The 26,323-nt window shown below is 62.7% G+C and carries 22 protein-coding genes and 1 pseudogene; 17 read left to right on the top strand and 6 right to left on the bottom strand.

Annotated elements, in window-relative coordinates; translation table 11 throughout:
- Positions 1 to 18: 18 nt before the first annotated feature.
- Positions 19 to 912: a LysR family transcriptional regulator gene (locus tag A7W11_RS16520; protein ID WP_066415313.1), complete on the bottom strand. Its 894-nt coding sequence runs from the start codon at positions 910 to 912 to the stop codon at positions 19 to 21.
- Positions 913 to 1,035: 123 nt separating this feature from the next.
- Here A7W11_RS16520 and A7W11_RS16515 point away from each other — a divergent pair, with 123 nt between their 5' ends.
- The 9 genes from A7W11_RS16515 to A7W11_RS16475 all read left to right on the top strand — a co-directional run bounded on the left by A7W11_RS16515 (position 1,036) and on the right by A7W11_RS16475 (position 11,723).
- A complete protein-coding gene (locus A7W11_RS16515; RefSeq protein ID WP_066415310.1) occupies positions 1,036 to 2,523 on the top strand; it encodes an aldehyde dehydrogenase in 1,488 nt (495 codons plus the stop codon).
- Positions 2,524 to 2,566: 43 nt separating this feature from the next.
- The gene (locus A7W11_RS16510; protein WP_066415307.1) at positions 2,567 to 3,640 is read left to right on the top strand and encodes an ABC transporter substrate-binding protein; all 1,074 of its coding nucleotides are present in this window, start codon (positions 2,567 to 2,569) and stop codon (positions 3,638 to 3,640) included.
- Between the two features lie 66 nt (positions 3,641 to 3,706).
- A complete protein-coding gene (locus A7W11_RS16505) occupies positions 3,707 to 4,549 on the top strand; it encodes an ABC transporter permease (protein ID WP_066416143.1) in 843 nt (280 codons plus the stop codon).
- The gene (locus tag A7W11_RS16500; protein ID WP_066415305.1) at positions 4,546 to 5,364 is read left to right on the top strand and encodes an ABC transporter permease; all 819 of its coding nucleotides are present in this window, start codon (positions 4,546 to 4,548) and stop codon (positions 5,362 to 5,364) included. The genes A7W11_RS16505 and A7W11_RS16500 overlap by 4 nt, the downstream gene beginning before the upstream one ends.
- A 1-nt stretch (position 5,365) precedes the next feature.
- On the top strand, positions 5,366 to 7,039 hold the full coding sequence (locus A7W11_RS16495; protein ID WP_082887296.1) for a class I adenylate-forming enzyme family protein: 1,674 nt from the start codon (positions 5,366 to 5,368) through the stop codon (positions 7,037 to 7,039).
- Positions 6,975 to 8,612: a phytoene desaturase family protein gene (locus A7W11_RS16490; RefSeq protein ID WP_235816894.1), complete on the top strand. Its 1,638-nt coding sequence runs from the start codon at positions 6,975 to 6,977 to the stop codon at positions 8,610 to 8,612. Before A7W11_RS16495 ends, A7W11_RS16490 begins: the two co-directional genes overlap by 65 nt.
- Before the next feature lie 40 nt (positions 8,613 to 8,652).
- Positions 8,653 to 9,738 carry an ABC transporter ATP-binding protein gene (locus A7W11_RS16485; RefSeq protein ID WP_082887295.1) on the top strand — a complete coding sequence of 362 codons (1,086 nt, stop codon included), beginning with the start codon at positions 8,653 to 8,655 and terminating at the stop codon, positions 9,736 to 9,738.
- Between the two features lie 9 nt (positions 9,739 to 9,747).
- A complete protein-coding gene (locus tag A7W11_RS16480; protein WP_066415297.1) occupies positions 9,748 to 10,611 on the top strand; it encodes an amidohydrolase family protein in 864 nt (287 codons plus the stop codon).
- A gap of 170 nt (positions 10,612 to 10,781) precedes the next feature.
- Positions 10,782 to 11,723, top strand: coding sequence for an alpha/beta fold hydrolase (locus tag A7W11_RS16475; protein ID WP_082887294.1), 942 nt, complete (start codon positions 10,782 to 10,784; stop codon positions 11,721 to 11,723).
- 9 nt (positions 11,724 to 11,732) lie between these two features.
- Here A7W11_RS16475 and A7W11_RS16470 read toward each other — a convergent pair whose 3' ends face one another.
- On the bottom strand, positions 11,733 to 12,347 hold the full coding sequence (locus A7W11_RS16470) for a helix-turn-helix domain-containing protein (RefSeq protein WP_066415293.1): 615 nt from the start codon (positions 12,345 to 12,347) through the stop codon (positions 11,733 to 11,735).
- Positions 12,348 to 12,488: 141 nt separating this feature from the next.
- On the opposite strand from A7W11_RS16470, the gene A7W11_RS16465 reads away from it, so the two are divergent.
- The 4 genes and pseudogenes from A7W11_RS16465 (at position 12,489) to A7W11_RS16455 (ending at position 17,922) form a co-directional block, all read left to right on the top strand.
- Complete coding sequence (locus tag A7W11_RS16465; protein ID WP_066415290.1) at positions 12,489 to 13,634, top strand: NAD(P)/FAD-dependent oxidoreductase; 1,146 nt, start codon at positions 12,489 to 12,491, stop codon at positions 13,632 to 13,634.
- 119 nt (positions 13,635 to 13,753) lie between these two features.
- Entirely contained in the window at positions 13,754 to 14,734 is a 981-nt protein-coding gene (locus A7W11_RS16460) for a Bug family tripartite tricarboxylate transporter substrate binding protein (protein ID WP_066415287.1), read from the top strand.
- Between the two features lie 24 nt (positions 14,735 to 14,758).
- Positions 14,759 to 15,017, top strand: a pseudogene (locus tag A7W11_RS28810) (amidase family protein); the annotation flags it as partial.
- A gap of 232 nt (positions 15,018 to 15,249) precedes the next feature.
- The gene (locus A7W11_RS16455; protein WP_082887293.1) at positions 15,250 to 17,922 is read left to right on the top strand and encodes a TrlF family AAA-like ATPase; all 2,673 of its coding nucleotides are present in this window, start codon (positions 15,250 to 15,252) and stop codon (positions 17,920 to 17,922) included.
- Positions 17,923 to 18,128: 206 nt separating this feature from the next.
- Here the strand turns inward: A7W11_RS16455 and A7W11_RS28035 are convergent, their stop codons facing one another.
- The gene (locus A7W11_RS28035) at positions 18,129 to 18,668 is read right to left on the bottom strand and encodes a hypothetical protein (RefSeq protein WP_156523117.1); all 540 of its coding nucleotides are present in this window, start codon (positions 18,666 to 18,668) and stop codon (positions 18,129 to 18,131) included.
- A gap of 332 nt (positions 18,669 to 19,000) precedes the next feature.
- Between A7W11_RS28035 and A7W11_RS27525 the strand changes: the two genes are divergently transcribed.
- The 4 genes from A7W11_RS27525 (at position 19,001) to A7W11_RS16440 (ending at position 22,585) form a co-directional block, all read left to right on the top strand.
- Positions 19,001 to 19,744 (top strand): HNH endonuclease, encoded by a 744-nt coding sequence (locus tag A7W11_RS27525; protein WP_235816893.1) that lies wholly within the window; start codon positions 19,001 to 19,003, stop codon positions 19,742 to 19,744.
- A gap of 424 nt (positions 19,745 to 20,168) precedes the next feature.
- Positions 20,169 to 21,002, top strand: coding sequence for a 3',5'-nucleoside bisphosphate phosphatase (locus A7W11_RS16450; protein WP_066416133.1), 834 nt, complete (start codon positions 20,169 to 20,171; stop codon positions 21,000 to 21,002).
- Positions 21,003 to 21,108: 106 nt separating this feature from the next.
- The gene (greB, locus tag A7W11_RS16445) at positions 21,109 to 21,660 is read left to right on the top strand and encodes a transcription elongation factor GreB (RefSeq protein WP_066415284.1); all 552 of its coding nucleotides are present in this window, start codon (positions 21,109 to 21,111) and stop codon (positions 21,658 to 21,660) included.
- Between the two features lie 145 nt (positions 21,661 to 21,805).
- A complete protein-coding gene (locus A7W11_RS16440) occupies positions 21,806 to 22,585 on the top strand; it encodes an alpha/beta fold hydrolase (protein WP_066415282.1) in 780 nt (259 codons plus the stop codon).
- A gap of 154 nt (positions 22,586 to 22,739) precedes the next feature.
- Here the strand turns inward: A7W11_RS16440 and A7W11_RS16435 are convergent, their stop codons facing one another.
- The 3 genes from A7W11_RS16435 to A7W11_RS16425 form a co-directional block, all read right to left on the bottom strand.
- Positions 22,740 to 23,771: a DctP family TRAP transporter solute-binding subunit gene (locus A7W11_RS16435; RefSeq protein WP_066415280.1), complete on the bottom strand. Its 1,032-nt coding sequence runs from the start codon at positions 23,769 to 23,771 to the stop codon at positions 22,740 to 22,742.
- A 67-nt stretch (positions 23,772 to 23,838) separates the two neighbouring features.
- A complete protein-coding gene (locus A7W11_RS16430) occupies positions 23,839 to 25,137 on the bottom strand; it encodes a TRAP transporter large permease (RefSeq protein WP_066415278.1) in 1,299 nt (432 codons plus the stop codon).
- Positions 25,134 to 25,667 (bottom strand): TRAP transporter small permease, encoded by a 534-nt coding sequence (locus A7W11_RS16425; RefSeq protein ID WP_066415275.1) that lies wholly within the window; start codon positions 25,665 to 25,667, stop codon positions 25,134 to 25,136. Before A7W11_RS16425 ends, A7W11_RS16430 begins: the two co-directional genes overlap by 4 nt.
- Positions 25,668 to 26,323: the final 656 nt, after the last annotated feature.

Below are 26,323 nucleotides of genomic sequence, written 5' to 3'. Positions count from 1 at the left end.
CGATGCTGCCCAAGCCGTTCACGCGAACAGTTCCGCCGTCGTCCGTCTCAACTCGTCGATGAATTCCCGGGTGATCAAGGAGGGTAGCCGGCCTTCCGTCATCACCACGGTCGGCCGCAGGGTGATCTGCGGCTCGAAGGGCCTGAAGACCAATCCAGGAAAAGATCCGGTGTGCAGATGGAACGGATCGATCACGCCCACCCCGTTGCCCTGGTCGATCAGCGAACACGCCGTATACGAGTGGTTCACCGTCAGCGCGATGTCCAGTGGAATCGCCGCTTGCCGGAACGCGTCCTTGACCAGGCCGTGAATGGTGGTGGCTTCGGGGAACATCAGTATCGGCACGTCGGTCAGGTCTTGCGGCCGGACTCTCGGAAGCGCCGCCAAGGCGTGGTCTTTCTGCATGACGCAACCCACTGGAACTTCGCACAGGTCCATCGTGTCGGCGACCGCATCCTTCGGGCACAGGTCCAGCACGCCCAAACCCACCTGGCCGATTCTGACCTGCTCCAGCACCAGCTTCGTGCTGTGCACTTCCACATCGAAACGCACGTTGGGGTGGCGCAGCCTGAAACGGGTGATGGCGCCGCTGACGATCGACGTGGACAGGTTCGAGACGGTCGACAGCAGGATTCTGCCCGCATGCCCATGGCGTACCTCGGCAGCCAGATTCTGCAGGTGAACGATGTCGCCGAAGATGCGTTCGATCTCGGGATAGAGAAACGAGGATTCCTCTGTCGGCAGCAGCCGGCCCTTCACTCTGGCGAAGAGCTTGATCCCGAGTTCCTCCTCCGCCAGTTGGATCGACTTGGTTACCGCCGGTTGTGTCAGATGGAGCATCTTCGCGGCGGATGCGATGGACCCTGTTCGAATGACCGCACGCACTGCGGAGAGGTAGCGCAGGCTCAGCATAGGGTTATCACTGTATAAAAAAAATTTTGTTCCGGGCCAACAAAATACTAATAGACGTCATGGAGGGGCAACCCTAGACTTTCCCTAACAATTTCATGACACGCCTATGGCGCAAGGGAAAACATGTCCGATCTGATCGACTGGCATCGACGAGCTGAAGCACTGCGTATCGAGGGACGCGCCTATATCGATGGCGCGTACGTGGCCGCGATCGCGGGCGAGACTTTCGACTGCATCAATCCGGCAACCGGAGCGAAGATCGCCGACATCGCTTCGTGCAAGGCCGCCGATGTCGATGCCGCCGTCGCGGCCGCCAGGCGCGCCTTCGAGCGGGGCGAGTGGTCGCGCATGGCGCCGCTGGATCGCAAGAAGATCATGGCTCGCTTCTCGGCGTTGATCCTCGAGCACCGCGAAGAACTGGCCTTGCTCGAGAGCCTGAACGTCGGCAAGCCGATCACCAATGCCTTCAACGGCGACATCGTCAGCGCGGCAACCACGATCCAGTGGTATGCCGAGGCGATCGACAAGGTCTATGGCGAAGTCGCGCCGTCGGGCCACGGGATGACCACCATGGTGATCCGCGAAGCCCTCGGCGTGATCGCGGCCGTCGTGCCCTGGAACTATCCGCTGTCGATGGCCTGCTGGAAACTCGGGCCGGCACTGGCCTCCGGCAATTCGGTGGTGCTCAAGCCCGCGGAGCAGTCTCCGCTGACCGCCCTGCGCATCGCGCAACTGGCGACCGATGCAGGCATGCCGAAGGGCGTGCTGAACGTCGTGCCTGGCTTTGGCGAGACGGCCGGCAAGGCGTTGGGACTGCACATGGATGTGGATGCCGTTGCGTTCACGGGCTCCACCGCCGTGGGCAAGCTGTTCATGCAGTACGCGGGCCAGTCCAACATCAAGCGCGTGGGGTTGGAGCTCGGCGGCAAGAGCCCTCATATCGTGATGGCCGATTGCAGCGACCTGGACGCCGCTGCTCAAGCCGTCGCGTCGGGCATCTTCGGCAACGCAGGGCAGGTGTGCAATGCGGGTTCCCGCCTGATCGTCGACAAGGCGGTCCGCGAGAAATTTCTCGAGAAAGTCGTCGAGCACGCGAGCAAGCTCAGCGCCGGCGACCCGCTGGATCCCGCCACGCGGCTGGGCGCCATCGTCAGTGCGCAGCAGCTGGAATCCGTCCTGGGCTATGTCGAGGCCGGCCGGCAGGAGGGAGCCAAGCTGTTGGTCGGCGGCCAGCGCGTTCGCCAGGAAAGCGGCGGCTACTTCGTTGCGCCGACCGTCTTTGGCGACGTGCTGCCCGGGATGCGCATTGCACAGGAAGAAATCTTCGGACCGGTGCTTTCCGCCATCACGGTCAACGGGTTGGAGGAAGCCATCGCAGTGGCCAACAACACGCAGTATGGCCTGGCCGCTGGCATCTGGACCGACAACGTGAAAAGCGCCATGCATGCCTCGCGGGCCTTGCGCGCCGGCGTCGTCTGGGTCAACTGCTTTGACCGGGGCAGCATGGCTGCGCCGTTTGGTGGCTTCAAGCAGTCCGGCTTCGGCCGCGACAAGTCGCTGCACGCGTTCGACAAGTACACCGATTGGAAGTCGATCTGGATCGCGCATTAAGTCCCGCAGACCCACCATTCACCAATAAGCAAGGGGAACAACGATGGCTATCAAGAAAGAGCAGCACGCAGCGGCCACGCATCAGATGTCTCGGCGTGCCATTCTCAAGGCGGGCGCGGCACTGCCGTTGGCCGGATTGGCGGGCTGGTCCTCCAGGGCCGGTGCCGCGCAGTCCATCACGGTGACGTGCTGGGGCGGAGACTACGAAAAGTCGGTCAGGGCGGTGTTCGCCGAGCCTTTCACGAAAGAGACCGGCATCGCCGTCAACCTGATCAACAATGCCGACCTGACCAAGCTGAAGGTCCAGGTGCGCAACAAGAATGTCTCGTGGGATGTATTCGACAGTATCGGGCCGCATATCCTGTCGGGCTCGAAGGACGAGATGTGGGAGCCCCTCGACAAGTCCATCGTCGATACGTCCGATCTCATCGTGCCGGGCGGGGCCGACCATATCGGCACCTTCCTGTTCGGCGCGGGTATCGCGTTCGATCCGAAGCGCACCCCCGAGGGCAAGCATCCCACCAATTTCAAGGAGTTCTGGGATGTCGAGCGCTTTCCCGGCCGGCGAGCGCTGCGCCCGCGCGTCAGTGAGATGCTCGAGATCGCCCTGGTCGCCGATGGCGTGGCACCGGCTGATCTCTACCCGCTCGACGTCGAGCGCGCCTTCAAGGCGTTGGAGCGCATCAAGCCGCACGTCCGGAAATGGACGGAGACCACGCCCGAGACGATCTCGCTGGTCCTGAACAACGAGGTGGACTTCTCGTACAGCTTCGTCACGCGGGTGATTCCTTCGCAACAGGCCGGCAATTCGATCGACATACCGCTGACCCAGACGGTGAACGCCGTCGAGTACCTGGCTGTGCCGAAATACACCAAGAACCGCGAGGCGGCCATGCGCTATCTGGCGTTCGTCCTGCGGCCCGACCGGCAAGCCGAGTTCTCCAACCGGATGTTCTTCTCTCCGAATGCCAAGGCGGCACAAGCGCAGGTGGCCGATGCCACCAAGCGCTACCTGCCCGACATGAAGAATCCGAACAACATCATCATCAACGATGCATGGTGGGCGGACAACTTCGAGAAGCTGCAGAAGCGCTTCACGGGCTGGTTGCTCGTCTGAGGCAGCTTCGTCCTTTTCGCGCCCGCGCGTGCCGCGGGTGCCGGTCTCATTCTTGGGTGCATGACCATGACCAGCGTACTTGGCAGGCGCCAGGCGGCGTTGCTGTTGACGCCTGCGTGCCTGCTTCTGTTCATTTTCTTCGTCTATCCACTGCTCGTCGTGGCGTGGCGCAGTTTCTACTCCGGCGGCTTCACGCTGGATGCCTACAAGGCGCTTTTCGATACGCCCTTGTTCGCCCGCGTGCTGGGAAACACCTTGCTGGTGTCCTGCGTGGCCACGGTGTTGAGCACGGTCGTCGGCTATTGCCTGGCTGCGCATATCGCGCGGCAGACGAACGGCAGGCGCCTCGTCTGTCTGACGATGGTGATGCTGCCGCTCTGGACCAGTGTGCTGGTCAAGAGTTTCTCGCTGACGGTGCTGCTGGGGGACCAAGGGTTGGTCAACGGCTTGCTGGTTTCGATCTTCGGCGAGGGGGCGCGAACGTCGATGCTGTTCAACCGCACGGGCGTGATCGTGGGCATGATCAATTACCTGCTGCCGTTCACGGTATTTCCCATCCTGGCGAGTCTGATGGCGATCGACCCCGTGCTGGCCCGCGCGGCCAGGCTGATGGGAGCGGGTCCGATCCGGATCTTCTGGCGAGTCACCTTGCCGCTGAGCCTGCCAGGCGTGATGGCGGCGGCCTTGATGGGGATGACGCTGTCCCTGGGCATGTTCGTCACGCCCGCATTGCTGGGCGGCAGGCAGGACATGATGATGGCCAACCTTGTTGATCTCTATACCCGCCAGATCCTGGATTGGGAAGGCGCCTCGGCCATCGCCATGATGCTGCTGGTCATTTCCGGCGGATTCATCCTGCTGTTGCTGAAGGTTCAAGGAAAGTCCAACCGAATGGAGGCGGCGGCATGACGTCCAATCCCGTTCTTCGTCTGGTCTGCAGACTGGCCGCTTCCATTCCGGGGCTTGTCGCGGCAATAGGGTACCTGTTCCTGGTCGGGCCGATCGCCATCATCGTGGCGGCGTCGCTCAGCGGCGGGCAAGAGATCACGTTCCCGCCCCGCGATATCTCGTTCTCGCTGTACGAGCAGTTCTTCGCCGATCCTGCCTGGTGGCAGCCGGCAATCAAGAGCCTGCTCGTCGCGGCGCTGACCGCCGCCTTGGCGTTGTTCGTCACCCTTCCTGCCAGCTACGCGCTGGCTCGCAGCAAGGTGCGGGGAAACAAGGCCATCGAATTGTTCTTCATCAGCCCGATGCTGATTCCCGTCGTGTCGCTGGGGCTGGGGGTCTATATCTTCTTCTCGTCCTTCCACCTGGACAACACGCTTGCGGGATTGGTGTTGTCCCACAGCACGCTGGTGATGCCGTTCATGTTCATCTCCATCACGGCGGGGCTGAAGCATACCGATCCGGCCCTCGAGGCGGTGTCGATGCTGATGGGGGCAGGGCCGCTGCGCACCTTCTTTCTGGTGGTCGTGCCGCAGATCAAGACCTCCATCCTGGTGGGGCTGCTCTTCGCCTTCCTCATCTCGTTCGACGAGGTGGTGATCGCCTACTTCATCACGGGACCGGAGACCACCACGCTGCCCGTGCGCATGTACAGCGCCTTGCGCTGGGAGGTATCCCCCGTGCTGACGGCAATCTCCAGCTTGTTGACGATGGCATCCCTGGTCTTCTGCCTCGGCATCGTGGCATTGCAGGAAAAACAACCTAAATCGCAGAACTGACATGGCCTATCACGAAACCCTCGCAGTCCAGATGCCGCCAGTCGCGGAACGTCGTCGAAAGATCGAGGCCGAGGCATTGCCACGGAACCTGCATGCCCTGCTGACGGCGGCGGCACGGGATTCCGGCGACAAGACGCTGTGGAATTTCTTCGAGATCGAGCAGACGATCTCCTACGCGGATTGCCTGGCGCAGGTCGAGCGTCTGGCGGCGGGGCTGCTTGGCGCTGGAGTAAGAAAGGGCACCCACGTGGCCGTCATGATGCCCAACGTGCCTGCGATGCCTCTGACGTGGCTGGCATTGGCGACCATCGGCGCGGTCATGGTGCCGGTCAACATCAGCTATACGCAGCGCGAGTTGGCTTACGTGCTGGGCAACAGCGACGCCGAGTATCTCGTCGCGCACGACAGCCTGGTCGATCTGATCGACGCTTATCTCGATACCGAGGACTGCAAGCTGGCCAGGGAGAAGGTGATCGTCGATGGTCAGCAAGGCCGGGGCTTTGTGAATTGGCAGTCGCTGGCGAATGCCAGGGCGGTGGATCTGGATGTCGATGGCGTGCTGTCGTCCGACCTGTTGAACATCCAGTACACCTCGGGCACGACGGGTTTTCCGAAGGGGTGCATGCTGACGCAGGAGTACTGGCTGGTCAGTGGAAAGGCCAACGCGTTCCGTGATGCCCGCCAATTCGGCCACCTGCTGGCGCCAACGCCTTTCTACTACATGGATCCCCAATGGCTGCTGGTCATGACCCTGTACCAGCGAGGCACGCTGTTCGTCGCCAACCGGCAGAGCGCGACTCGCTTCATGCAATGGGTCCGCGAATTCCGGATCAACTTCTGCCTGCTGCCTTACCTGGTCTACAAGCAACCCGAGCATCCCGACGATGGCGCCAATGCGCTGGTTCGTGCGAACGTGTACGGCGTGCCTCGCGAGCTGCACGCGAAGATCGAGCAGCGGTTCGACGTCGTGGCGCGAGAGGCCTTCGGCATGACGGAAGTCGGGCCCGCCATGTTCATGCCCCTGGAGTCGACCGGGATGGTCGGATCGGGTTCGTGCGGCGTGCCTTCGCCCTTCAGGGAGTGCCGGATCATCGACGAGCAGGGCAACGACGTGCCCGTTGGCGTCGTGGGCGAGCTTTGCATCCGTGGCCGGGGCATCATGCTTGGCTATTACAAGAACGAGCAGGCCACGGCCGATGCCTTCCTGGGCGACTGGTTCAAGACCGGAGACGCCTTCCGGCAGGATGAGCAGGGGCATTTCTACATCCAGGGGCGGTACAAGGACATGATCCGTCGCAGCGCCGAGAACATCGCCGCGCGCGAAGTGGAGGCCGTCCTCAATGGGATCGCCCAGGTGAGGGAGTCGGCCGCGGTGCCTGTGCCGGATCCGATCCGGGGCGAGGAGGTCAAGGCCTTCATCGTGCTCGCAGCCGGGGTGTCGCCGGATGCGGGGACGCTGGACAGCATCATCGCCGGTTGCCAGGCCAGCCTGGCGAAGTTCAAGGTGCCTCGCTACTACTCGTTCATCGATGCATTGCCCAAGACGGCATCGCTGAAGATCGCCAAGGGCACGCTCAGGGAGCGCGCAGCGGGCCTCGACGAACCGACCTATGACCGCCAGGAGAACGCCTGGCTCGAATCGAAGACGAAAGGGGCGGGCCATGGCGAAGCTTGATGCGTTGATCATCGGCGGTGGCCACAACGGGCTGGTCTGCGGGGCATACCTCGCCCGTGCGGGGCACTCGGTGTGCGTGCTGGAGGCCAAGGAACAGGTGGGCGGGGCCGTGGTGACGGAGGAACTCTGGCCCGGCTATCGCTTTTCCACGGCGTCCTATCTCATGGGGCTGCTGCAGCCCAAGGTCATGCTGGATCTCGAATTGCAGCGGCATGGCCTGGAGGTGATTCCGCTTACGCCGACCTTCCAGCCGCTGGAGCGCGACGAGGCATTCACGTTCCACACCGATGCCGATCGGCTGAGACAGGAGTTCGAGCGATTCTCCGCGAACGACGCCAAGGCGTATGACCGCTACGTCGTCTTCATGCGCGCGGCCGCCGACGAGGTGCGCAAGCTGCTCTGGCAAGTGCCGATCGATCCGAAGGCGGACTCGCTGAGCAAGCTGCTGGAACTGGTGTCGTTCGGCTGGAAGAACCGGTCGATGCTGGACCAGCTCCAGGGCATCTACGCGCTGATGACGCTGAGTGCCTATGACTTTCTCGGCCGCTGGTTCGAGTCGGAAGACGTCAAGGCCGTTCTGGGCTTCTATTCCGCCGCCGCCGGCGGTGTCATGAGCATGAAGACCCCCGGTTCCGCCTACATCCTGCTGCGCGGCTTCCTGCGAGAAAATACGACGCCGGCTGGGGGAGGCGGCGTCATTCGTGGCGGCATGGGTTCGATCTCGCAAGCCATCATGCGCTCGGGTGCGCAACATGGCATGCAGGTTCGATGCCATGCCAAGGTGCAGGAGATCCTGATGGAAGGCGGCCGGGCGACGGGCGTGCGGCTGGACAACGGCGAAACGCTGCACGCCAAGGCGGTCATCAGCAACGCACCCGCGAAGATCACGTTTCTTCAACTGCTGCCGCGGACCACGTTGGCGCCAGCATTCGTGCACGAGGTGGAACACATCCGGGACCGCTCGACGGCCTACAAGATTCATCTTGCGTTGACCGGGTTGCCGAAGTTCAGGCTGTTCGATCCCGAACGCATGGGTTTCCCGTATCCCGCGTTGGTAAAGATCGGGCCGAGCGTCGACTATATCGAGCGTGCCTTCGATGGTTCCAAGTACGGCGAATACGCAAAGGAACCCTGCCTGGCCGTGCTGACGCCCTCGGCGCTGGACGATACCCTGGCACCAGCCGGCCACCACGTCGTCAGTGTCTTTGGCACGCACGCGCCTTACCGGCTGCGGGGCGGTGACTGGACGCAGGCCGACCGCGATGCCCTGTACGAGATAACCCTGGACGTTCTGGAGCGGCACGCGCCGGGTATACGAGGCCTGGTCGCGCACGGCCAGATCCTGGTGGCGCCCGACCTGGAGCAGAAGTTCTCGCTGCCCGGCGGTCACGTCCACCACGGCGAGTTGAGCGCCGACCAGATTTTCTTCAGGCGTCCCGTGCCGGGTTTTGCGGACTACCGCACGCCCATCAAGGGCTTGTTCCTGTGCGGCGCCTCCACGCATCCGGGCGGCGGCGTGACGGGCGTTCCCGGTCACAACGCCGCGACAGTCGTACACAAATTCCTTCGATAGCCGCGGCTGCGGGCACCGTACAGAATAGGCGAGAGACGCTATGGCAATGGTAGAGTTCATCGACATCAGCAAGCGCTACGGCAACACCGATGCGCTCAGTTCCATCGATCTTTGCATCGAGCGCGGCGAGTTCCTGACACTGCTCGGTCCCAGCGGATCAGGCAAGACGACGCTGCTCAACCTGATCGCCGGCCTGATCAAACCCAGCGGGGGCAGGCTGCTGATCGATGGCAAGGACACGGCCAGCCTGTCGCCCGGCGAGCGATCCCTGGGCATGGTGTTCCAGAACTATGCGCTCATGCCCCACATGACCGTGTTCGAGAACATCGCCTTCCCGCTGCGGGTCCGGCGGATGGCCGAGGCGGAGATCCGCCGCAAGGTGCAGGAGGTGCTGGAGCTGGTGCGCCTGCCCAACGTGGCCGCGCGCAAGCCGAAAGAGTTGTCCGGCGGCCAGCAGCAACGGGTGTCCCTGGCGCGATGCATTGTCTACAGCCCCGCGCTGATCCTGATGGACGAACCCCTGGGTGCGCTGGACAAGAAGCTGCGCGAGCAGATGCAGTTCGAGATCAAGCAGTTGCACGCCGAACTGGGCATCACGATGCTCAATGTCACGCACGACCAGGAAGAGGCGCTGACGCTATCCGACCGTATCGTCCTGATGAACAACGGCGCGATCGAGCAGATCGGAGCGCCTTCCGAGCTGTACTTCTCGCCCCGCAGCGTGTTCGCCGCCGATTTCATAGGCCAGGGCAACTTTTTCGAGGCGCAGGTGGCGCGTGTGCAGGGATCAGTGGTCGACGTGCAGGCCGAGGGATTGACCTGGAGCCTGCACACCGGGAAGCCGGGCTGCCAGCAGGGCAAGCCGACGATGGTGCTGGTCCGGCCAGAGAACATCCGGCTCGACGCGCCGGACTCGGCGGCGGGGGCCGATGGCGAGATACGGCTGGATGGCGTCGTCATCGACCACCTCATCCTGGGCGGCATCGTCAAACACCGTGTGCGCCTGGCCAGCGGCAAGGAGGTGACCGTGCAGCAGGCCAACCATCCGGGGACGCGGCTGTTCGGCAAGCGCGAGGCGGCGCGCGTTTCGTTCCTGGCACGCAGCGCGGTGCTGCTTCCCCGATAGGAGAGCATCATGTTGATCGATTTCGCCAGCCGTCCGCCGGTTCCCGAGTTCAAGGTGGACAGCGTTCACATGAGCAATTACCGCCGGGTGTACAAAAGCAGCGAGCAGGCCGTCGCGGACGACCGCGCCGCCACCGACCTGGCGGCCTACTTCAAGATGTACGACGATCTGGGGGCCGTCCACGTCGTCCTGAAGGCGCGCGATGCGCAGACCACGCTGGGCTTCAAGGTAACCAACGAATCTGTCGCGGCATTCTGCAAGGCCTACGGCCCGAGATTCATCGGCTTTGCCGCTGTGGATCCGCATCGCGGCGAGCAGGCCCTGGCCGAGTTCGATCATGCCATCCTAGGGCTGGGGCTCAAGGGGTTGAACGTGCAGGGTTTCGAGAATCAGCTCGCGATCAACGATCCCAAGCTGATGGCGCTGTACGCGCGCTGCGAGGCGCTGAAAGTACCGGTGAACATCCATTGCGGCATGAACTTTTCCTTGTCCAGCAAGGCCGCCTACGGCCATCCGCTGGCCCTGGATGACGTGTTGACCACGTTTCCCCGATTGCGGGTGTGCGCGTCGCCGCCGGGCTGGCCGTGGATCGCCGAGCTGCTGGCCATGGCGTGGCGCCACGACAACCTGTGGATCGGGTTGAGCGCCGTGCGTCCCAAGTTGCTGACCAAGGCGGGATCGGGCTATGAGGGCCTGCTTTGCTACGGGGCGGGACTGTTGAAGCAGAAGATCATCTTCGGGTCTGGCTATCCGATGATTCCGGTCGAGCGGTCCGTCAAGGAGATTCAGGCGATGGGGCTGGACGAGGCCGTGCAACGGGCATGGCTTCATGAGAACGCGACCGCATTTCTGGGACAGGCGTTGGCGGTTTGATCCGCACAATTTCTGTGCGGGAGAGTTTCCGGCAGGTTCGGTATGTGCACTGACACGCCTCTGGCCGGATACTCGGCGTTAGCCACACCCTCATCGGCATGGCCACGGGCCGCAATCCATCGCATAGCGATAAGATGAGCCCCATCGCATTCCCCTCCGGAGCCGTCAGCATGCTGGAACCCCGCCTCGAATACGTCACCTGCGCCAGTCCGGCCGGCCTGCATCGCATGGCCTACTGGGAGTGGGGCGATCCCGCCAATGACCAGGTCGTGGTGTGCGTACACGGCCTGACGCGCACCGGCCGCGACTTCGACGAGTTGGCCCGCCAACTGGCCGGACGCTATCGCGTGGTGTGTCCCGACGTGGTGGGGCGCGGCGCGTCGGACTGGCTGGTCAACCCGGCCTTCTACACGATTCCCCAATACGCGGCCGACATGGTCACGCTGCTGGCTCGCGTGCGGCCCTCGACGCTGTATTGGGTGGGCACGTCGATGGGCGGGCTGATCGGCATGGCGCTGTCCGGCTCGGCCACGATGGCGCGTACGATCCGCTTCAACGGTTCCTATACCGGCGGCCATCCGCAGGCGCTGCCGGCCACGGGGGCCATCCGTTTCGACAAGCTGGTGTTGAACGACGTCGGCCCGCGCCTGGATGCGCAGGCCTTGCAGCGCATCGGCGACTACGTCGGCGCGCCGGGCGAGTACGCCTCGTTCGCGCAGGCCGTGCAGGCGGTGCGCGAAGGCTCGGCCACCTTCGGTGCGCACACGGATGAACAGTGGGAGATCTTCACGCGGCGCGTGTACCGCGAGCGCGGCGATGGGCATTGGGTCAAGCACTACGACCTGGGCCTGGCGGTGCCGATGGCGGCGCAAGGGCCCGACGTGCTGGCCGCTGGCGAACAACTGCTGTGGCAGGCCTACGATGCCGTGGATTGCCCCATCCTGATCGTGCGCGGGGCCGAATCCGACCTGCTGTCGGCGGCCACGCTGGCCGAGATGCAGGCGCGCAATCCGCGGGCGCGCGCCGTGTCGTTCGAGGGGGTCGGGCATGCCCCGACCTTGATGACGCCCGCTCAGATCGAGCCGGTGACGCGGTTTCTGGACGAGGCCTGAGCCTCGCGCCTAGCTACCCGCACCCGCCGGCGTCATAACCACCATCACCTCGGCGGGTGTTTCGCTGCACGACAGATACACATGCCCGACGCCGCTGTCGAAATACAGCGACTGATGCGGGGCCAACCGCATCGATTCGCCGGTCTCGAAGCGGATCTCCACCTCGCCCGACAGCACCATCAGGAACTCCTGTCCGGGATGGCGCACGAAACCCTCGAACTCGTCCGCGTCGCGCGCCAGGATGCGCCCATACATCGGCGTCATCGACCGCCCGGGATATTGCGCGGCCAGCAGCTTGTAGTCGTACGGCCCCGTGCGATAGCCAGGCGCATCGGCCCAGGTCTCATGCAACGGCTCGGCACGCCCGGCGGCTGCCCGCTGGCCCGGCCCGAACAACTGCCCGATGTCCACGTCCAGCGCCCGCGCCACGGCGGCGAACTTCTCGTAGCTGATCGAGACCTGGCCCAGCTCCATCTTGGACAGCGTGGACAGCGCCACCCCGGTGCGGCCGGATAGCTCCTGCAAGGTCAGTCCGGCCGTCTTGCGCAGGGCGCGCAGGCGCAGCCCCAGGCTCTTGCGGTCGGCCAGGATGTCGGAAGGCGGTCGGACGGGTGGGGTGGGCATGGTCAAGGTGACAAAGTCGTGTCGGGATTTTCCCTTAAATGCAGCCCCCAGGCCGCATTTTTGAAGGTTTCCGATTGACGTTCATTTTTTCATATTTGAGAATTCTCACATAAGAGAATTTTAGAGTAGGGAAATCGCGCAATGGACAGCAAAGACTACGAGGTCGTGATCGTCGGGGCGGGCATTGCCGGCGCCTCGCTGGCGTATCGCCTGGCGGGCCGTTGCCGCGTGCTGCTGCTGGAGCGGGAGTCGCAGCCGGGCTATCACTCCACGGGCCGGTCGGCCGCCATGTTCATGGAAACCTACGGCACCGACCAGATCCAGGCGTTGACGCGGGCCAGCAAGACGTTCTACGAGCACCCGCCCGAGGGTTTCTGCGACGCGCCGCTGATGCATCCGCGCGGCTGCCTGTACATCGCCACGGCCGAGCAGGGCGAACTGCTGGACGAGGCCTTGGCAGCCGCGAGCGCCCGCGCCGACAACGTGCGCCGCCTGACGCCGCAAGAGGCATGCGACCTGGTGCCGGTGCTGCGTCCCGAGGCCGCGGCCAGCGGCGCGATGTTCGAGGGCGACGCGCGCGATCTCGACGTGCACGGCCTGCATCAAGGCTTTCTGGCGGCTGCCCGGCGTGGCGGCGTGCAATTGCAGTGCAACGCCGCCGTTGCCCAGGCGCGCTACGCCGACGAGGCCTGGACGCTGACGCTGGCCAACGGCGACACGATACGCACCCGCCTGCTGGTGAATGCGGCGGGCGCCTGGGCGGACGAACTGGCGGCATTGTGCGGCGTGCGTCCCATCGGCCTGCAGCCGTGCCGCCGCAGCGCCTTCACTTTCGCCGCACCGCAGGGCGCGGACATCGGTTCCTGGCCCGCCGTGGTGGGCATCGACGAAAGCTTTTATTTCAAGCCCGATGCGGGGCAGTTGCTCGGTTCGCCCGCCAACGCCGATCCGGTGGCGCCGCACGACGTGGTGGCCGAGGAGCTGGACGTGGCCACCGGCATCTACCACATCGAAACCGCCACCACGATGTCCATCCGCAGGCCCGCGCACGTGTGGGCCGGCCTGCGCTCCTTCGTGCCGGACGGCGACATGGTGATCGGCCTGGACGACGCGCAGCCCGGCTTCTTCTGGCTGGCCGCGCAGGGCGGCTATGGCATCCAGAGCGCGGCGGGCGTATCGGCCCTGGCCGGTGCGCTGGTGCTCGACGAGCCCTTGCCGGACGAGCTGGTTCGCGAAGGCGTGGATCCCATTCAATTGTCGCCGGCCCGTCTGCGGACGTCCGCATGAGGCCGTCCTGACGGGTTCTTCAAGGCAGCAGGCGCATTGCCGCAAGCCTGATGACGCCCGGGCAAGGCGCAGCGATTTTTCAGCAGCAACAGCAGTAGTCTCTACAAGGGGAAAAAACCATGTTCAAACAGGGCAGGCTGTTCATTTTGGCGTGCATGGCCGCGGGTGCGGCGGTAATGGCGGCAAGCGCATCCGCCGCGGGCTATCCCGAGCGGCCCATCCAACTGGTCGTGCCCTTTCCGCCGGGCGGCTCGGGCGACGTGCTGGGCCGCATCCTGGCCAAGCGCCTGGGCGAAGAACTCAAGCAGACCATCGTGGTCGAGAACCGCGCCGGCGCGGGCACCATCCTGGGGGCGCAGTACGTGGCCAAGGCCGCGCCCGATGGCTACACCTTGCTGATCAGCTCGGGCACCACGTTCACCGTCAACCCGGCGGTCTACGACAAGCTGCCGTACGACCCGATCAAGGACTTCCAGCCCGTGGGCATGGTGGGCCGCGCCGCGCTGATCATCGTGGCCAATCCCAAGACGACCTTCTCGGATGTGAAGAGCCTGGTGGCGCAGGCCAGGAATGAAGGCGACAAGTTCTCGTATGCGTCGTTCGGCATCGGCACCACCTCGCACTTCGTGGGCGAGATGTTCCAGCAGGCCGCGGGCACGACCATGACGCACGTGCCCTACAAGGGCAGCTCGCCGGCCATGACGGACCTGATCGGCGGGCAGGTGCCGATCCTGTTCGACACCGTCGTGGCCGCCATCCCGCAGATCAAGGCGGGCAAGGTCAAGCCCATTGCCGTCACGACCGCCAAGCGCGTGGGCTCTCTGCCCGACGTGCCGACCGTGGCCGAGTCAGGCTATCCCGGCGTGGACATGGACACCTGGATCGCGGTGTTCGCGCCGCGTGGCGTGCCCGCGCCTGTGCAGGATGCCTTGCAGCGCGCCTTGAAGTCGGCGGTGTCGGACCCGGCCACGCAGCAGCAACTGCGTGCAGCAGGCTTCGAGCCCACGTCGATGGACGGCGCGGGCGTGGCCGCCGAGATCGCCAAGGAAGCGCCGCGCGTGGCCGAGATCGCCCGCCGCGCGGGCATCAAGGCACAGTGATTCTTCGTTAAGGAGGGGCACATCATTACGGGATCTGAAGACTGGCTGGCCTTGTCGGCCGTGAAGTTGCGCTGGCGCATCGGTGCGCGGTGGTTGTCGCCGGTTGAATTGCTGGAGGCGTGCATTGCGTGAATCGAGGCGGTGAATCCGGCTGTGAATGCGGTGACGGCGGCGTGCTTTGATCGGGCGATGGATGAGGCGCGGGCGGCTGAGGCTCGGGTGATGCGGGGCGATGCGCTCGGGTCGTTGCACGGCATCCCGCCTGGGGGTGAAAGACCTGGAGGAATGACCTCCTTCGACCCAAAGCGGCCCTCGACATTTGTCCCGCCGGGCGTCTCAGTTTCGAGACAGCTTTGGATCTGTCTCGCTGGCTGGCGTTGTGGTGTTGACAAAGGACAGTACGGATAGCCGAGCAAGCGGCTTTGAAACGCAATAGTCATCAAAGAGCACCTGTAGTCAAACAAGTAGCCTGAAGACTTGGTAACCTTCTGATACTTTCCAAAGGAGGAAATGCCGTGTCCCTGCTACAAGAAATTCAGAAGGAATCCAACGGGGCGCTATTTCGGCGTGCGGATCTTCACATCCATTCGTTCGGGCCCGACGGTTCCTACGATGTCACGGATGCAAAGATGACGCCTGAAGCCATCGTTGACACGTCCATCGCGGAGCGGCTCGACCTCATCGCCATCACAGATCACAACCAGATCGGGAACGTTCGGTCGGCGCTGAAATATGCTCAGGGCAAAAGCCTACTAGTCGTGCCCGGCGTCGAGCTTTCCACGCCGCAGGGACACCTACTTGTCTACTTTGAAACTGCTGACCAGCTACAACGCTTCTTCGGCAAGCTGACGATTTCAGATGACGGGAAGGCCTGCCACAACACCGTCCCGCAGTGCCTGCAATTCGCAGCCGAATACAACGGCTTCGGCATCTGCGCGCACATCGAACTGGATAGCGGCCTGGAGAAGGCGGCTCCGAAATTCGATGCATTCAAGCAGGAAGTTTTCAATTGCCCGAACCTGCTGGGCTTAGAGATCACCAACGCATCAAACAGCGCGATGTTCTCCCACGACGATGCCGACCCAAACCGAAGAAATTGCGCCGTCGCGCGATGCGCGGCACTCGGTCTTGAGGAAGGGGTAGACTTGGCGAAGGTAATGTCGTCGGACGCGCACACACTCAACGCGCTCGGCCGCAACGCGAGCGGCAACAGGAAGCTGACCAGGCTGAAGATGGAGGCTCTAACGTTCGCCTCGCTGCGGATCGCACTCATGGACGCGACCGCGCGCGTGCGACTGGAAGACCTTATCCCCGCGTCCGTACCGAGGTTCGTGGGCATGAAGCTGGAGGGCGGTTTCCTCAAGAATCAGATTGTGCATTTCAGCCCCAATCTGACCTGCGTCATCGGTGGGCGCGGGGCAGGGAAGTCAACGCTCCTGGAATCACTTCGTGCGGCGTCCGGAAACGCCGCCGAAAGCACGATCATTGACTCGGAGGTCTGGCCCGACGCCATCTCGCTCGTGTACGAGGACGAGGTGGGAGAACGCCATACGCTGACGCGCAGCAAGCTTTGCGATGTGACGAATGCCGATCCGGAAGGACCGACGGCCGTTGCGATCGAAAGCTATGGACAAGGCGAAACGGCTGACACGATCCAGCACTGCGACACCGACCCATCGATCCTCCTCCGATTCCTGGACGGCTTTATCGACTTTGGCGAACTGCGCAAACAAGACGAGTTGCTGCGCGATGCGATCCTGGCCAACCAAGCGTTGATTGAGACGCTGCAGCAGAGCATCGACCAGATCGGGCCTACGGAAAAGGCCAAAGGCATCGCCGACACGCAGTTGGCGGCCCTGAAGAGGCAGAACGCAAGCCAGGTAGTTGAGCTGGAGGAGAAGCTGGCGAAGGAGCGGCGCTTCCGCGACGGCTTGAAGCGCAATCTGTCTGAGCTTCTCACCTCCATCACCAGCAGCCTTGCAGGTGGCGAACTGCGCAGGTTAACGGCCGACATTGACGGGGACACCCTTGCTGTCGGCAAGGCAGAGTTTGACCTGGTAAAGGCGCTCGTGGAGCGTCTTGCGACTGAAATCGACAAACTTTCCGGCGAGCTCAAGCAGAAGGTCGTCGCCGCGAACGGCGAGATCGCGGCGCAGCTTCAAGTGTGGGTAACGCGGGAGAAAGCGACGCAGGAAAGGATCGAGGAGATACGCCGCGATCTGGAGAAGCAGAACATCAAGCTGGACATCGCGTTCATCCGCAAGGTCACAAAGGACGCCGCGGACCTGCAGGCGCGACTGATCGAGCTGAAGAAGAGCCAGCCGAAGCAGCAGGAAGCCTTCAAGGAGCGCAGGCGTCTGATCCAGGAACGCGCCACCCTCCGCGCCAAGATCTTCAATGCTCGTCAGGCCTTCGCGACGACGATGAGCGGAAATCTGGCCGCGGCGGTGGTCGATTACCGGGTCAAATTCCAGTTCTACGAAGGCTTGCTTTCTCCCGAGATGGAAGATCTGATCAAGACCACGATGAACTGGCGCACTTCTCAGGTTCCACGCGCAGGGCTCATTGCCGCCAGGATTTCGCCGGCTCAACTCCTTGTCGCCGTCAACGCGAAGAATACATCGGTACTTGAACAGTTGAATGATGCCGATGGCAACCGTGTGTTCTCGAAGGCCGATGCTGGCGACATCATTGCGAAGCTGTCGGAGTGGCAGGCGAAGTGTGCATTGGAGCGCATCGCATTCGAAGACCGACCTGAAATCAAAGTGACGCAGGTCGTCGAGAATGCCGACGGTACGAAAGGCTATCGGGTCCGCGACTTCGCCAAGCTTTCGCTCGGCCAGCAGCAGGCAATCCTTTTGACGGTGCTGCTGTTCTCCAAGAGCCGTGTGCCCTTGATTATCGATCAGCCGGAGGACAACCTCGATGGCGAATTCATCTACAAAACGGTTGTGCGATCGCTGCGCAGCATAAAGGAACACCGGCAGGTTATTATCGTCACGCACAATGCCAACATCGCTGTCCTTGGGGACGCTGAGCTAATTATTCCGTTGCGCGGCGCTAGCGAAGTATCGGTGATCAGGGATCGTGGGTCGATCGACACCACCGATACCAAAGACATCGTCTGCACGATTCTCGAAGGTAGTCAGAAGGCTTTCAAACGTCGGCAAGAGGTCTATGGGTACTGACATTGCATCGTGATCCTGTTTGTCATCAACTGAATTGGGAAGTTTGAATGCGTAGTTGCGACAGCGACTTGCGGAAGCGATTCAAACGCATACTTTCTGGCCCTCGCGCGCCGTGGCCTTGAGCAAGTCCATCAGCTGGCTGCTCGCGGGGAAGTGTGATGTCGGCCAGTGACCGTTGCCGCCCTAAGCTGACCGTCGGGTGGCCACTAGCCATTTTTCCACTTGTTCCTGAGGCTCTTTATTAAGGAGCTTGGTTTGGCTTTTTTATCTTCAGGAGTTATTAAGCAAACACATCCGCGCGGTAGTCCAAATATTTTTTCGATTTCCCCTTGGATCGTCTTTATGGATGCATCCGCCCGGGCAACCCTGAATCTAGTGCCAATGGTTTTGTTTCCCTCTAATAAGCTGCCTTCTCCGTAATCTGCACTTATTTCCAGCAGCCACCTGAAAGGTCGTCTGCATAATGTTTTTCCCGGTTTGCTTATCCGATCAATTTTTACTTTATAGCCATCAAACTCAAGGTCATAAGCAATTCGGGATTCAACTCGCCCCACATTGATCGAGTTCCAGCTTCTCCACTCAGTCGATTTTGTTGAGATATCTATATAACAGGTTAGTGGTTTTTCTTCTTGATAATTAAGCATTAATGCATCGGAAAGATCCAGCCTGCTTCGCTTTGATTCTGCAATAACTTTATCTTCAAAATCAAGGCAGATTATTTTTGAGTGTGGTGGCCATTGAATCATTATTCAGTTCCGATTTATTTTGACGTATTTAGCAGGTCTACCAATTCGTGTTGTTCCGATAGTTGGGCTCAAGCGAGTAATCGCTCGTGGCCGATTGTAGCTAAAATTTGGGGGCTGAAACCGACCCTGCTCGGTCATCCGCTGGTTGCGCCGACCGACGGCCGCAACCGGATCTGGAGCGATCGATCAAAGCTGGACGGAATGCCTCCCGCAGTTTGCGCGAAGGACATGTTGCGATTCGCGCTCGAGTTGTTCTGCGAAGCTTGAGCGCGCCGGATCCGCTGACAGACGATTTATCATTACCAATCAAGATTAAAAAAGGATCGGCACGCATGACACGCGCCATGGTTACTCCAGAAGTGTTCGCGGCGGCGTATGAGGCTGCGAGGCAGGTACTTGAACAAAAGGCAAGACTGACCGATGCGCAAAAGGCCCTTGCGGCAGAATACGGAATTGCGGAACGGACGGCGAGCGGATATATCGGCTGTTTTCTCGCCCTGCGCCGAGGCAAGACGTTCAAAACCATTGTTAGCGCAGACGGGCTTCGATTCATGCTTGGCCGCATTGCTGAAGGTGGCCCGGGCGACCTAATGATCGCGCTGCAATCAGTCATTAGTCACATCACGTATCTGCATGGGATCACCGGCAACGAACCGGGACTGCGCCGCGTTTATGCGGAATTCGTCGGCAGGCTTCGCGAAATGGCGATGTTCGATGAAGTTTCCCTCTCGCTTGAAGAGCAGGTGACAAAGGCGTTGGCAGATGCGCCCGAGTCGCGCGCGCGGCGACTCCAGCAAGCCCGGACGATACCGGAACAGCAAATCGTGCTAGCGCGGGTTTTCAAGCGCAATCCCGATGTCATTGCGGAAGCTCTTTTTCTTGCGAACGGTGTCTGTCAAGGCTGCGATCAGGTCGCGCCATTTCTCCGGGCGGACGGTCGCCCGTATCTCGAAGTGCATCATCGTCAACCGCTTGGAGAAGGCGGTGCAGACACGATTGACAACGCCATAGCGCTATGTCCAAATTGTCATAGGGAACGGCACTACGGCGCAAACTATTGCGAGACGCATTGGTAGTGGCGAGCGGAAAGAAAAAGAATGTTGACGAGAGCGTGCCTTGGCTGGGGCTCACTCGTTTGGAATCGTCTGTACTCCTCGGCATGTAACCGCTCGGGACGCGTTCTTGAGCGTACTTGCAATGGGATTGAAGGTCGGTGCCCGATGACTGCCCTCAAGCGGACAGGGTGTGCGATATATATGAATCGAACGGATAACGGTCACTGGACTGGGTATTGTAGATCGGCCGCTTCTGGCCGATAGCGGTCGCTTGGGTTCTTAGGTGCGTGGAGCTCCCGTTTGTAGTGGTTCAAAGGTTGATGGTCCAACGTTGGCATTAGCGGATTTCAATGTCGCTGGCAACGGTAAAGCAGAGATCTACTCTGCTGTTGAACCATCGCCAGTGGCTAGCCTTGCAACCCCCCTCTACAATACGAGCATGGAAATGCTCAACTTCGACCTGCACTGCCATTCCACCATCTCCGACGGCGCGCTGCCGCCGGCCGAGGTGGCCGCGCGTGCGCACGCCCATGGCGTCGATGTCTGGGCATTGACCGACCACGACGAAGTCGGCGGCCTCGCCGAAGCTGCGCAGGCTGCGCAAGACCTCGGCATGCGCTTCATCACCGGCACGGAAATCTCCGTCACCTGGGCCAAGCAGACCGTCCACATCGTCGGCCTGAAGTTCGACCCCACCAACATTGCACTCGTCGAAGGCCTTCGCACCACCCGTTCCGGCCGAGCTGGCCGCGCCCAGCGCATCGGCGAACGCCTAGCCGCCATGGGCATGCCCGGCGCCTACGAAGGCGCGCTGCCTTTCGCCGGCAATCCCGAACTCATCAGCCGCACGCACTTCGCCCGCTACCTGGTCGAAGCCGGCTACTGCCCCGACGTGCAAACCGTCTTCAACAAATACCTCGGCGACGACTGCCCCGGCCACGTCCCCATGCAATGGGCCACGCTGTCTGAAGCCGTAGGCTGGATCCTCGGCGCAGGCGGCCGTGCCGTCATCGCCCACCCGGGCCGCTACAAATACACCCCCGTGCAATTCGGCGCACTCTTCGACGAGTTCATGCAACTGGGTGGCGAGGGCATCGAAGTCATCACCGGCAGCCATACCCCCGAGGAAGCCCGTCAATACGCGGACGTCGCGCGCCACTACGGCATGCTGGCGTCGCGCGGCTCCGACTTCCACAGCGAGCGCGAAAGCAAGGCCGACCTGGGCATGCTGCCCATGCTGCCGCTCGACCTGAAGCCGGTCTGGCACGATTGGGTCTAAGCCAGACCCAGCCTGACCAGGCCGAGTCTGATCCGCCCCCGCCAACTCCGACCAGGCCCATTACTTGCTCCACGCCGTCCTCCACGGCTCGCGATATATTTCCCTCATGAACAAGGCTTTCGTCAAAGAATCCGACCGCGACGACGAGGACGACGTCCCCGAAGCCGCGGCATTGCCGGCCGGCACGCGCAACTACATGACGCCGCAGGGCTACGAGCGCCTGCGCAGCGAACTGACGCACCTGATGAACGTCGAGCGTCCCTCCGTGGTGCAGGTCGTCTCCTGGGCAGCTTCCAACGGCGACCGCTCCGAAAACGGCGACTACCTCTACGGCAAGAAGCGCCTGCGCGAGATCGACCGCCGCATGCGCTTCCTGACCAAGCGGCTGGACATCGCCGAAGTCGTCGACCCGGCCTTGCAACCCAACCGCGACCAGGTGTTCTTCGGCGCCACCGTGAACTACATCGACCGTGCCGGCGAGGAACACACCGTCACCATCGTCGGCGTGGACGAAGCAGAACCCCTGGCCGGCCGCATCAGCTGGATCTCTCCGGTGGCGCGCGCATTGACCAAAGCGAAAGAAGGCGACACCGTCGTGCTGCGCACACCGGGCGGCGTCGACGAGCTCGACATCATCGAAGTGCAATACCCCTCGTAACGATTACCGCAGCGCAGCGTGGGGGCCATTTCGTTGACATCGCCACCGCGCCTCAATACGATTGAGTTTCTCTGAAGACGCCCTCCCGGTCCGCCGGGAGGGCGGTTCTTTTTGACTTCCTCCCTCATACCAAGGAACGTCTGAAATGAACCCGCCTTCCTCCGTCGCGCCCGCCGCGCTGGGCTACGTGCAATACGGCAGCGGCCCCGTGCACGTGCTGGTTCTGCACGACTGGCTCGGTGACCGCGCCAACTACGATGCCGTCATTCCGCATCTGGACGGCAGCGCCTACACCTACGTCTTCGCCGACTTGCGCGGCTACGGTTCGTCCATCCATCTGCCGGGCGCGTACACCGTGCAGGAAATCGCCGCCGATTGCCTGGAGTTGGCCGACCGGCTGGGATGGCAACGCTTCTACGTGGTGGGCCATTCGATGACGGGCCTGGCCACGCAACGCATCGCGGCCGATGCGCCGGATCGTGTGGCGGGCGCCGTGGCCGTCTGCGCGATCTCGGCGGCGGGCAACAAGCTGGATCCCGAGTCGTATGCCTTCTTCCGCAGCGTTACCACCGACGACGAGGCTTTCCGCCGGCTGGTGGGCTTCGTGTCGCCGGGCATGCCGCCCGATCAGGTCGAGGCCAAGCTGCGGCGCCACCGCAAGTCGACCGCGCCCAAGTCGCGTATTCCGTATCTGGACATGTTCGTGCATGCTGACTTCGCGGATGAGGTCACCGGCCTGCCCACGCGCTACCTGATCGTGTGCGGCGGGCAGGAGACGGGGCTGAGCGAGGAAATGATGCTGCGTACGTTCATGGTGCAGCATCCGAATGCGCGCCTGCACGTCATCGCCGGGGCTGGTCATTACCCGATGCAGGAACAGCCGCGCGAGTTCGCCGAACTGATCCAGGGATTCTTCCGCGAATAAGGGCCTGGCATGACCCTTGCGCGCCAAAAGAAAACGGGTGCCAGCTTTTGACTGGCACCCGCCGATGGGCAGGACTCTACGTTCCATGCCCGCGATGGGCAGCGTCTGGCGCCGCCATCTCCCCTGGGCTGCTGCTTATCCGGTTTACCGCCGCCTACTTCTTGCGGGCGGCGATGGCCTTCTCGGCCATGTTGACGAGATCCTCGCCGATCTGTTTCTTCCACTTGTCGTAGACGGGCTTGGTCGCCGCCACGAAGGCCGCGTGCTGCTCGGGCGTGAGCGAGGTGACGGTCACGCCGTGGCCCTCGATCTCCTTGAGCAGCGACGAGTCTTCAGGCGTCACGCCCTTGCGCGCGATGACGATCTGCTGCTTGGCCGCATCCAGCGCGGCCTGGCGCACGATGCCGCGGTCTTTTTCCGTCCACGAATTCCACACGTCGCGGTTGACCACGTAAATCAATGGGTCGGCCACGTAGTTCCACAGGGTCAGGTACTTCTGGCCCACGCTGTACAGCTTCGAGCCCGTGTAGATCGACAGCGGGTTCTCCTGGCCGTCCACCGCGCCGCTGGCCAGCGCGGGCTGCGCGTCGGCCCAGCTCATCTGCGTGGGGTTGGCGCCCAGGGCGGTGAAGGTGTCGATGTACAGCGGCGAACCGACCACGCGCAGCTTCATGCCCTTCATGTCGGCGGGCTTGCCGATGGGCTGCTTCGAGTTGCTCAGTTGGCGGTAGCCGTTCTCGCCCCAGGCCAGCGGCACCACGCCGGCTTTTTCCACCAGCTTGGACATCTCCTTGCCCACGTCGCCCTGCACCAGCGCGTCGATGGCGGCGTAGTCGGGCATCAGGAAGGGCAGGGAGAACAGGTTCAGCTGCTTGATCTGCGGCGACCAGTTGATGGTCGAGCCCACGGCCATGTCGATCACGCCCTGGCGGATCGCGGTGAATTCACGCGTCTGGTCGCCTTGCACCAGCGACGTGCCGGGGTAGACCTTGATGTTGATGCGGCCCTCGGTGCGCTCGCGCACCAGGTTCGACCAGATTTCCGCGCCCTGGCCCCACGGGAAGGTCGTGCCCACCACGATGGACAGCTTGTATTCCGACTTGTAGTTCTGCGCGTAGGCGGGCAGGGCGCCCAGCGAAGTGATCGCCGCGATGGCGGCCGCGCCCAGCAGTTGCTTGAGTTTCATGGTCGTTCTCCTCTCCTTATGGATTCGCGGCCCGAGGGCCTGTCCGGTTGTTGTTGTCCCACTCGTCCTAATAGCCCAGCCGGTGCGGCAGCCACAGCGCGAGCTGCGGCCAGATCAGCACGGCGACCAGCACCAGGAACATCGACGCCAGCATCCACACCACCCAGCGCACCGTGGATTCCATCGGCACGCGGGCGATGCGGCACGACACCATCAGGTTCACGGCCAGGGGCGGCGTGAACTGCCCCAGGGCCACCTTCAGGGTCAGGATCACGCCGAACCACACCGGATCCCAGCCATAGGCATTGGCAATGGGCATCAACAGCGGCACGAAGATCAGGAAGATCGAGATGCCGTCCAGGAACATGCCCACCGTCATCAAGAGCAGCACGATCAGCGCCAGCACGCCCCATTCGCCCAGGCCCGAGTTGACGATGGCGTGGGTGATCGGGTCGATCACGCTCAGCGTGGACAGCGCCCACGCGAAGATGCCGGCCAGCGTCACCACCATCATGATCACGGCCGACAACTCGGCGGCTTCGCGCAGAATCGTGAACAGGTCGCGCACCTTGATCGTGCGGTGAATGCACATGCCCACGAACAGGCCATAGAACACCGCCACCACGGCCGCCTCGGTGGGCGTGAACCAGCCCATGCGCATGCCGCCCAGGATCAGCACCGGCGCGGCCAGGCCCCATAGCGCGTCGCGCAGGCTGGCCCAGAACGGCGGACGGGGCAGGTGCGCTTCCAGCGTGCCCAGCTTGTGGCGGCGCGCCAGCCACACGGCGGGCACGATCAGCGCCAGGCCGGTCAGGATGCCGGGCACCATGCCGGCCGCGAACAGCGCGGGTACCGAGGCGCCAGGCACCAGCACCGAATAGATGATGAACGCCACCGACGGCGGAATCAGGATGTCGGTCGCCGCGCCAGCCGCCACCACCGCCGCCGAGAACGACCCGGGATAGCCCGCGCGCGACATGGCGGCGATCATCACCGCGCCCACGGCGGCCGCGCAGGCCGGGCCGGAACCTGAAATGCCGCCCAGGAACATCGCCACCATGATGGCGACCATCGGCAGCATGCCGGGCCCGCGTCCCACGATGGCGATGGCGAAGTCCACCAACCGGCGCGCCACGCCGGACCGGTCGAAGATCGAGCCGACCAGCACGAACATCGGAATCGCCAGCAACGGATACTTGGCCAGCCCGGCATAGAAATTCTGCGGCACGGCCAGCAACCCGAACCACGTCACGTCCAGGTTCGACAGCACGATGGCCACCGTGCCCGAGATGCCCAGCGCCACGCCCACGGGCGTGCCGATCAGCATCAACGCAACGAACAGCGCGAACAGGATCCCGGCGATCATGGCTTCGCGGGCTCACGGAGCAGACGGCGCACCATGCCCAGCACGCGCAGCGAAATGGCGCCGGCCATGATGGGCATCCAGATCGAATACCACCAGGTCGGCACGCCGATGGCGGGCGAGGTCTCTTCGTAGATGAACTCGTCGTACACCAGCCGCGCCGACAGCACGGTCAGCAGCATGAAGAACCCCAGCACGCATCCGTTGGCCGCCAGCGCCATCATTTTCTGCCGCCGCGCGGGTCCCTTGTCCGCCAGGATCTCGATGCGGATGTGGTGGTTGCGCACGAACGCCGACGCGCCGCCCGCCATGGTCAGCACGATCAACAGGAAAATGGAGATTTCCTCGGTCCAGGCGAACGACTGGTCGGTGAAGTACCGCACCAGCACGTTGGCGAACGTAATCAATGCCAGCGCGGCCAGCACGATCACGGCCAGCCAGTCTTCGATGGCCAGCGGCACCTTGACGGCCGGTTCCGGCTCCGGAGCAATGATGGGTTCGACGGGTTCGGCCGGATCGTCAGAGGGATGCATCAGACAACGTATGGGGAAAGCGCCGCGGCGCGACTACAGAATGGACGCATCCTAACCACGCCATGCCGCCCCGTTACCTCGTGTTTTCCCGCAGTGCAGGATGGGAGCAACATGCTGCGGGGCAATAAACGGTGCGGCGAATTGGCATGGGGCAAGGGCTAGATGGCTGTGCTGAAAGGAAGCTGCAAGGTTCTTGCGATGCAGCATTCGTGCTGATGCGTCGGGGAATTTTTTTGTAACTTGGGGCGTTGGTTAGGGGCCTGTGCAGGGCAGGCGGCGTATTGGGTTCTTCTGGACGCCGTAGCCGTATCTGCGAAGTCTCGTCCTCGCGCTCTCGCGCTGCGGGCGCGACTTCTCCGACACGCCTACGGCTCGCAGCAGCGCAATTCGGCGGCAGGACCTATCCGAGCGTGTTTTCCGATTCCCCTAGACCTGAACCGGAAGCCCGTCCTAGCCACTTCTCTTCATCTCATTCAGCGACATGCCTCTCTTAGCACTTCGTCGCTCTGTCCTGGGAAAATACAATCGTGATTGACTATCGCGTTAGTGGTTGAAATGTGGCGCAGCAGTCTGGAGGGGAGCGGACAACCTTCGCCGAAGCGGGCGAGCGTCTCAAAGAGAGAAGGGGTTTAAATCTCTCGTGGATGGGAGACAGC

This window comes from Bordetella ansorpii (genome assembly GCF_900078315.1).
GTDB classification, from domain to species: Bacteria; Pseudomonadota; Gammaproteobacteria; order Burkholderiales; family Burkholderiaceae_B; genus Bordetella; species Bordetella ansorpii.
This window is presented reverse-complemented; position numbering and strand designations above follow the sequence as displayed.